Origin of the sequence: Citreimonas sp., from assembly GCF_042096055.1 — a bacterium.
Classification (GTDB): Bacteria; Pseudomonadota; Alphaproteobacteria; order Rhodobacterales; family Rhodobacteraceae; genus Citreimonas.
In genome coordinates, this window is record NZ_JBELMH010000024.1 from 26134 (window position 1) to 34068 (window position 7935).

A 7935-nucleotide genomic window follows, 5' to 3' on the forward strand; every position below is an offset into this window, starting at 1 on the left:
GCGTAGCGCATCGTGCCGCTGCCCTGCCGGCGGCCGGCCTCGAACGTGCCCTCGTAGACGTCGCCGTTGGCGTAGGTCGCGACGCCCTCGCCCTCGATCTCGCCGTCGCGCCATTCCCCGGTGTAGGAGAATCCGCTCGCCATGGTGATCGTGCCCTGGCCGTGCCGCTCTCCGTCCTGGAAATCGCCCTGGTAGACGGTGCCGTCGGGGTGCGTGGAAGTCCCTTCGCCCTCGCGCGCGCCATCGACCCATTCGCCTTCGTAGCGGTAACCGTCGGGATAGGTCAGCACGCCGAAACCGTGGTTTTGCGCGCTGCGGAACCCGCCCTGGTAGACCAGCCCGCTGGGGTAGGTGGCGATGCCCTCGCCCTCGATCACGCCGTCGACCCAGTCGCCCTCGTAGGTGGCGCCGTCGGGATAGGTGATCTTGCCCACGCCGTTCGCCAGGCCATCCTGGAATGCGCCCTCGTAGACCGAGCCGTCGGGATAGGTCACGCGGCCCTGGCCCTCGATTTGGCCCTCGACCCAGTTGCCCTCGTAGACGTAGCCGTCGGCGCCCTCGAAGCGGCCCTGGCCGTGGCGCTGGTCGTTCTCGAAGGCGCCTTCGTAGATTTCGCCGTTGGCGTACATGACCCGGCCCTGGCCCTGCTTGCGGCCGCCGGCAAGCTCGCCCTCGTAGACGTCGCCGTTTGGCTGGGTCAGCCGGCCTTCGCCGTCCATCTGGTCGTCGCTCCAGGTGCCTTCGTACACAAGGTTGTCGGGGCTCGTCATCTTTCCGGCGCCCGAGCGCGCGCCGTCCGACACGCGGCCCTCGTAGACCCAGCCGTCCGGATAGGTGATCGTCGCCTCGCCTTCCTTGACGCCGTTGACCCACATCCCGTCATAGACGTAGCCCGAAGGCGCCGTCAGCACCCCGCTTCCATGAGGCATCCTGTTGCGGAACGACCCTTCGTAGCGCGAGCCGTCGGCGTATTCCGCGACGCCCTGTCCGGTGATCTTGCCGTCCAGCCACTGGCCCTCGTAGGTGCCGCCGTAGGCAAAGACGATGCGGCCCATCCCCTCGGGCTTGCCCTTGGCGAACTGCCCCTCGTAGACCGACCCGTCGGGGAACCGCGCGACGCCCTGGCCGCGGATCTCGCCCTCGACCCAGTCGCCGGTATATTCGTAGCCGTTGGGCAGCCGGTAGGTGCCGGTGCCGTGCTGCAGCCCGTCCTGGAACGTGCCCTCGTAGACGCCGCCGTCGTCGTATTCCTTGGTCTGGATGTCGTCGTCCTGCGCCTGCGCCGCGCCTGCCAGCGCCACGAGGACCGCGAAGATGCCTGCCGTTCTCATGCCTTCATGCCCGCCCGTTTTTCGGGGATCGCTCGGTCGCCGACGGTAAAGGAGCGGGCCGCACGGGGCAACGGCTTATCCCCCGCCTCTGTCGCGGGCGTTACCGGCTTCCCCTCGGGCACCCGTCTGCTATGTGGGTGCGCGGACGAACCGATGACCCGGGAAGGATATCATGGCCGACCGCCTCCGCATGACGCTGGCGCAGCTCGACCCGGTGGTGGGCGACCTGCGCGGCAACGCCGACAAGGCGCGCGACGCCTGGGCGCAAGGCCGCGAGGCCGGCGCCGATCTCGTGGCGCTGCCTGAGATGTTCGTGACCGGCTACAACCCGCAGGACCTGACGCTGAAGCCCGCCTTCCACGCCGCCGCCATCGAGACGGTCGAGCAGCTGGCCCGCGATTGCGCGGACGGCCCGGCGCTTGCCATCGGCGGGCCGTGGGTCGAGGGCACGCGCCTCTACAACGCCTACCACATCTGTTCCGGCGGCCGGGTCGTGGCGCGCGTGCTCAAGCACCACCTGCCCAACGACCTCGTGTTCGACGAGAAGCGCATCTTCGACAGCGGCCCGGTCACCGGCCCCTACGCTTTGGGCGGCGTGCGCATCGGCTCTCCGGTGTGCGAGGACGCCTGGCACGACGACGTGGCCGAGACCCTGGCCGAGACCGCGGCCGAGATCCTGCTGGTGCCCAACGGCTCGCCCTATTACCGCGACAAGCAGGAGGTCCGGCTGAACCACATGGTCGCCCGCGTGGTCGAGACCGGGCTGCCGCTGGTCTACCTCAACATGACCGGCGGGCAGGACGACCAGGTGTTCGACGGCGGCTCGTTCGTGCTCAACCCCGGTGGCCGGGTGGCGGTGCAGCTTCCGGTGTTCGAGGAATGCATCGCCCACGTCGACTTCACCCGCACAGACGACGGCTGGCGCGCCGAGCCGGGCGATTTCACCCCGCATCCCGACGCGTGGGAACAGGACTACGCCGCGATGGTCCACGGCCTGCGCAGCTATTGCGCCAAGACCGGCTTCGGCAAGGTGCTGCTGGGCCTGTCGGGCGGCGTCGATTCCGCGCTTGTGGCCGCCATCGCCGTCGACGCGCTGGGCGCCGACAACGTGCGCTGCGTCATGCTGCCGTCGGAATACACCTCGCCCGCCTCGCTGGCGGATGCCGAGGCCGTCGCCAAGGCATTGGGCTGCCGCTACGACTACGTGCCGATCGACGCCGGGCGCGACGCGATCACCGCGACGCTCGCCCCGCTGTTCGAGGGGCGCGATGCCGACCTGACCGAAGAGAACATCCAGTCCCGCCTGCGCGGCCTGCTGCTGATGGCGCTGTCCAACAAGTTCGGCGAGATGCTCCTGACCACCGGCAACAAGTCCGAGGTCGCCGTGGGCTACGCCACGATCTACGGCGACATGGCCGGCGGCTACAATCCGATCAAGGACCTCTACAAGACCCGCGTGTTCCAGACCTGCCGCTGGCGCAACGCCAACCACCGCGCCTGGATGATGGGCCCCGACGGGCCGGTGATGCCCGACGGCGTGATCTCGAAACCGCCCTCGGCCGAGCTGCGCGCCGACCAGAAGGACAGCGATTCACTGCCCGACTATCCGGTGCTCGACGCGATCCTGACCATCCTCGTGGACCGCGACGGCGACGTCGCCGATTGCGTCGATGCGGGCTTTGCCGAGGCCGACGCGCGCAAGGTCGAAAGCCTGCTCTATGTCAGCGAGTACAAGCGCTTCCAGTCCGCGCCGGGCACGCGCCTGACCAGGCGCGCCTTCTGGCTCGACCGACGCTATCCCATCGTGAACCGCTGGCGCAGCGCGTAGCCCGGGCGCGGCTTACTCCCACCAGCGGTCGATGGTGGCGATGTCGTCGTCGGACCATCCGAAATGGTGCGCGAATTCATGCACCGTGACGTGGGCCACGAGGTCGGGCAGATCGACGTCGCCCCGGTCGCGCCATTCCGCCAGGATCGGCTTGCGGAACAGCCAGACCGTATCGGGGTAGGGCGCCGGGTCGGCGAAGGATTTGTGCGTCATCGGGACGCCATCGTAGAGCCCGGTCAGGTCCAGCGGATCGTCGATCCCCAGCTCGTCCAGCATCGCGTCGTCGGGCCAGTCCTCGACGCGCACCAGAACTTCGGCGGCGGCCTTGGCGAAGGGCGCCGGGAAGCTCTCGATGGCGGTGCGCGCCATGGCATGGAAGGCCGCCGCGTCGGTCTTGGTCATGGCAGCTCTCTGTCCAGCGGGCGGACCATCAGCGGCTCGTGGATCGCGCCGTCGGGGTGCAGCACGGACGAGAACAGCACCACCCGGTCCAGCAGGTACGGCCCCAGCCGCGCGCCCAGCAGCGCCTGCAGGCAGCCCGACGCATCGGCCCGCCCCGGCAGCCGCGTCAGCGTCACGTGCGGGCGGAAACGGCGGCGTTCCGGCACCAGGCCCGCGCCGCGCAGCCTGCCGCGCAGGCGGTCGTGCAACTCGAACAGCGGCGCGCCCGCATCGGCCTCGAGCGCGACCGCCTGCCCGTGCCGGCCGCCGTAGATCGCGGGGCCGGCCAGCGCGGTGCTGACCGCCGGCGCGCGCAGACCGTCCAGCGCGTCATGCGCGGCCTCGGCCTCTTCGGCGTCGCACTCGCCCAGGAAGGCCAGCGTCAGGTGCAGGTTGTCCGCGTCCACCATCCGCCCCTTGGGCATGCGCGACTGCAGCGCGCCGATGTCGTCCAGCGCCTCGTCCGGCAGGGGCAGCGCGATGAACAGCCGCATCTACAGCGCCGTGATCACGCAGCGCGGCAGGAAGGCGTCGAAATCCTCGCGCCGGCACAGCTCGGTCCCCGGCGTGACCACCGCGGCCGAGGCCGCCGCCGCGCCGTAGCGCAGCGCCTCGTCCGGGCTCTCGCCCGCTGCCAGCGCCATCACCATGCCCCCGACGAAGCTGTCGCCCGCACCCACCGCGCTGACCACCGGCGCCTTGGCGGCCGTGACGTGGCAGCGCCCCTCGGGGCCGGCCATCACGTTGCCGTCCGCGCCGCGCGCGATCACGACCGTTTCCGCCGCACCGCCGACGCGCAGGCGCTCGGCGAAATCGGCGGTGTCGGTGCGCGTGGGCAGCGGGTGGCCGGCCAGCGCCTCGGCCTCGGCCCCGTCCATGCGCAGCACGCAGGGCGCCGGCGGCGTGCCCGCGGCCAGTTCCACCAGCGCGGGCCCCGACGTGTCGACCACAACCCGCCGGCCAGGCCCCAGCGCGCGCACGAATTCCGTCACGTACCCCGCCGGCGCTCCCGGCGGCTGGCTGCCCGACAGCACCACGTAGGCGTCCGGATCGGCGGCCTCGTCCACGGCGCCCACCGCGGCGCCCAGCGTGCCCTCGTCCCAGTCGGGTCCCGGCAGCACGAAGCGGTATTGCGCGCCGCCCGCATCCGTCACCGCCAGGCTGAAGCGCGTCTCGCCCGGCGACAGGATCGGCACCACGTCCAGCCCCTCGTCGTCCAGCAGCGCGGCCAGCCGCTCGCCCGTGGGACCGCCCAGCGACACCAGCGCGCGGGACACACCGCCGAGCTTGGCGATGGCGCGGCTGACATTGACGCCGCCGCCGCCGGGATGCGCCTCGGGCGCGCTCAGCCGCAGCTTTGGGCCGGGCTCCACCCGGTCGGTATGCGCGCCCAGATCCAGCGCCGGGTTGAGCGTCAGGGTCACGATCTGCGTCATATGGCCTCCTTCGCGGATTGCGGGACAAGCACGGCGGCAAGCGTGCCACCTGCGTGTCATATGGACAACGCGCGCGCCATGTGAAAGGACCGCGCCGTCAAGGAGGCCCCGATGACCGTCACCCGCTTCGCCCCGTCGCCCACCGGCCTGATCCATGTCGGCAACCTGCGCACCGCGCTGTTCAACCACCTGATCGCGCGCAAGGCCGGCGGCACCTTCATCCTGCGCATCGACGACACCGATCCCGAGCGCAGCAAGGAAGAGTACGTCGACCAGATCAAGCGTGACCTGGAATGGCTGGGTCTGACCTGGGACCGGGTTGAACGCCAGTCCGAGCGCCTCGACCGCTACGCCGAGGCCGCCGACCGCTTCCGCGAGATGGGCCGCTTCTACGAGGCGTTCGAGACCCCGACCGAGCTGGACCTCAAGCGCAAGAAGCAGCTCAACATGGGCAAGCCGCCGGTCTACGACCGCGCCGCGCTGACCCTGTCGGACGACGAGCGCGAGAAACTGCGCGCCGAGCGCGGTGACGGTGTCTGGCGCTTCCGGCTGGACCACGAGCGGATCGAGTGGGAGGACGGCATCCTCGGCCCGATCTCGATCGACGCGGCCAGCGTGTCCGACCCGGTGCTGATCCGCGCCGACGGGCAGGTGCTCTACACCCTCGCCTCGGTCGTGGACGACATCGAGATGGGCGTGACCCACGTGGTGCGCGGCAACGACCACGTCACCAACACCGCCACGCAGATCCAGATGATCCGCGCGCTGGGCGGCACGCCGCCGTCCTTCGCGCACCATTCGCTGCTGACCGGCCCGGCCGGCGAGTCGCTGTCCAAGCGCCTCGGCACCCTGTCGCTGAAGGATCTGCGCGAGCAGGGGGTCGAGCCCGAGGCGCTGCTGTCGCTGATGGCGCGGCTGGGCTCGTCGCAGCCGGTCGAGCTGCGCATGACGCTGGACGAGATCGCCGACGGCTTCGCGCTGGAACAGTTCGGCTCGGCGCCCACGAAGTTCGACGTGAACGACCTGTTCCCGCTGACCGCGCGCAAGCTGCACGCCCTGCCGGTCGAGGCGGTCGCCGACGACATCGCCGCGCTGGGCGTGCCGGCCGACAAGGCCGCGCTGTTCTGGGACGTCACGCGCGAGAACATCACCACGCGCCACGACCTCGCCGGCTGGTGGACGCTGTTCCGCGACGGGGCCGAGCCCGTGGTCGCCGACGAGGATCGCGACTTCGTCGCCCAGGCCTTCGATCTTCTGGGTCAGCCGCCCTACGACGCCGAGACGTGGTCGACCTGGACCGCGCAGGTCAGGGACGCCACGGGCCGCAAGGGCAAGGGCCTGTTCATGCCGCTGCGCAAGGCCGTCACCGGCATGGAACGCGGCCCCGAGATGGCCCACGTCATGCCGTTGCTTCAGGTCAAGCCCGGCCCGCGCTAGGCCGTTCGCTCAGCACCCGGCAGCCCAGCCGCGCCAGCCCGTCGTCGACCAGCGCCCGCTCGGCCGCCGTCAGGGCCTGCGCGCGCGGGTACAGCGGGGCGGCGCGGTCGTTCAGGATCGGCGTCTCCCACCCGGCCGTCGTGTCGAAGAAGGCCTGCGCGCCGTCCTCGCCGTACTCGGCCGCGAATCCCTGCACCACCACGTCGAGATAGCTCATCAGGATCGGGTGCTCGGTGCTGGATGCCAGCTGGTCCTTGGCCGGGATCGCATAGACCGCGATGCGCGACACCGCGCCCGCCTCGTGCACGACCTGCGCGCTGGCGTCGTGGCGGTCGTAGCCTTCCTCGCGCGCGTCGAGCGCCGTCCAGTCGTCGTTCGGCACCGGCGCGATCAGGCCCAGCGTCTCTGCCTCGGGGTCGGGAATCGCCGTCAGGAAGGCCTGCGGCCGGCTGGCGGTGGCGCACCAGGCGCGGCGCCAGCCGGTGATCCGGGCGCGATGGCAGGGGGTGAACACGTGCGTCCGCCGGTTCACCAGCGATCCGTAGCCGAAGAAATAAGGGTGCTTCATGGGCGGCATGAAGGCCCGAAACGCCGGCGGTGTCAAAGGGCCGGGGCGAAATCCGGGGCGCGCTTGAAAGCCCCGGCGCGATCGTCTAGCGTCGCGGCAACCGCGATGGGAGAACCGCAAGGGCAGCCGCCCGACCCGGTGCCGAAGGAGCAACCGCCCCGGAAACTCTCAGGCCCAAGGACCGTCGCGGCAAGAAGACTCTGGAGAGATCCCGGCACGTCCGGGACGCCGAAGGGATAACGATCTCAGGCGACGGGACAGAGGGGGCATGACGCGCGGACGGATTTCGCGCCTGCATGCCCGGACCGCATGGCCGGGACAGAACCGGAGGGGCGCATGGCCGAGGTCGACGAGCTTCAACACACACCGCTGAAGGCGATGCATCGCGCGCTGGGCGCGAAGATGGTGCCGTTCGCCGGTTACGACATGCCGGTGCAGTACCCGCTGGGCGTGATGAAGGAACATCTGCACACGCGCGAGGCCGCCGGGCTGTTCGACGTCAGCCACATGGGCCAGGTGGTGCTGCGCGGCGAGGGCGCCGCCGAGGCGCTGGAAAGCCTGGTGCCGGTCGACGTGGTCGGCCTGCCGGAAGGCCGCCAGCGCTATGCGGTTTTCACCAACGACGACGGCGGGATCGAGGACGACCTGATGATCGCCAACCGCGGCGATCACCTGTTCCTGGTCGTGAACGCCGCGCGCAAGGACGCCGACGTCGCCCGCCTGCGCGACGCGCTCGAACCGAAGGGAATTGCCGTCGAGCTGATCGAGGACCGCGCGCTGCTGGCGCTGCAGGGCCCAAAGGCCGAGGCGGTTCTGGCCGAACACGATGCCGCCGTCGCCGACATGCGCTTCATGGACGTGACCACGCTGACGCTGGGCGGGGCCGAGGCCTGG

General features: G+C 70.7%; 7 protein-coding genes, 1 pseudogene and 1 riboswitch. Of the genes and pseudogenes, 3 read left to right on the forward strand and 5 right to left on the reverse strand.

The features are described 5' to 3' along the window. Nucleotides 1-1331 (reverse strand): MORN repeat-containing protein (locus ACFDTC_RS07575; protein ID WP_375258274.1); only part of this gene is annotated, 1331 nt, incomplete at its 3' end. 172 nt (nucleotides 1332-1503) lie between these two features. Between ACFDTC_RS07575 and ACFDTC_RS07580 the strand changes: the two genes are divergently transcribed. After that, a complete protein-coding gene (locus tag ACFDTC_RS07580) occupies nucleotides 1504-3159 on the forward strand; it encodes an NAD+ synthase (protein ID WP_375258275.1) in 1656 nt (551 codons plus the stop codon). Nucleotides 3160-3171: 12 nt separating this feature from the next. Here the strand turns inward: ACFDTC_RS07580 and ACFDTC_RS07585 are convergent, their stop codons facing one another. From ACFDTC_RS07585 to ACFDTC_RS07595, 3 genes are read right to left on the reverse strand one after another with little or no spacing between them, the layout of a single operon-like run. Beyond that, the gene (locus tag ACFDTC_RS07585) at nucleotides 3172-3561 is read right to left on the reverse strand and encodes a metallopeptidase family protein (protein ID WP_375258276.1); all 390 of its coding nucleotides are present in this window, start codon (nucleotides 3559-3561) and stop codon (nucleotides 3172-3174) included. After that, entirely contained in the window at nucleotides 3558-4094 is a 537-nt protein-coding gene (gene thpR, locus ACFDTC_RS07590; protein ID WP_375258277.1) for an RNA 2',3'-cyclic phosphodiesterase, read from the reverse strand. Before thpR ends, ACFDTC_RS07585 begins: the two co-directional genes overlap by 4 nt. After that, complete coding sequence (locus tag ACFDTC_RS07595) at nucleotides 4095-5036, reverse strand: 1-phosphofructokinase family hexose kinase (RefSeq protein WP_375258278.1); 942 nt, start codon at nucleotides 5034-5036, stop codon at nucleotides 4095-4097. It lies immediately after the preceding gene. Nucleotides 5037-5147: 111 nt separating this feature from the next. Here ACFDTC_RS07595 and gltX point away from each other — a divergent pair, with 111 nt between their 5' ends. Next, the gene (gene gltX / locus ACFDTC_RS07600) at nucleotides 5148-6473 is read left to right on the forward strand and encodes a glutamate--tRNA ligase (protein WP_375258279.1); all 1326 of its coding nucleotides are present in this window, start codon (nucleotides 5148-5150) and stop codon (nucleotides 6471-6473) included. Here gltX and ACFDTC_RS07605 read toward each other — a convergent pair. Beyond that, nucleotides 6454-7041 (reverse strand): gamma-glutamylcyclotransferase, encoded by a 588-nt coding sequence (locus ACFDTC_RS07605; protein ID WP_375258280.1) that lies wholly within the window; start codon nucleotides 7039-7041, stop codon nucleotides 6454-6456. The two genes, gltX and ACFDTC_RS07605, sit on opposite strands and share 20 nt — an antisense overlap. A 96-nt stretch (nucleotides 7042-7137) precedes the next feature. Beyond that, nucleotides 7138-7235: riboswitch (glycine riboswitch) on the forward strand. A 115-nt stretch (nucleotides 7236-7350) separates the two neighbouring features. On the opposite strand from ACFDTC_RS07605, the pseudogene gcvT reads away from it, so the two are divergent. Further along, a pseudogene (gcvT, locus tag ACFDTC_RS07610) lies at nucleotides 7351-7935 on the forward strand (glycine cleavage system aminomethyltransferase GcvT); the annotation flags it as partial.

Bases quoted from the DNA above. Each gene is read 5' to 3' on its own strand.
- ACFDTC_RS07580 (WP_375258275.1), top strand. From the start codon at position 1,504: ATGGCCGACCGCCTCCGCATGACGCTGGCGCAGCTCGACCCGGTGGTG.
- ACFDTC_RS07585 (WP_375258276.1), bottom strand. From the start codon at position 3,561: ATGACCAAGACCGACGCGGCGGCCTTCCATGCCATGGCGCGCACCGCC.
- thpR (WP_375258277.1), bottom strand. From the start codon at position 4,094: ATGCGGCTGTTCATCGCGCTGCCCCTGCCGGACGAGGCGCTGGACGAC.
- ACFDTC_RS07595 (WP_375258278.1), bottom strand. From the start codon at position 5,036: ATGACGCAGATCGTGACCCTGACGCTCAACCCGGCGCTGGATCTGGGC.
- gltX (WP_375258279.1), top strand. From the start codon at position 5,148: ATGACCGTCACCCGCTTCGCCCCGTCGCCCACCGGCCTGATCCATGTC.
- ACFDTC_RS07605 (WP_375258280.1), bottom strand. From the start codon at position 7,041: ATGAAGCACCCTTATTTCTTCGGCTACGGATCGCTGGTGAACCGGCGG.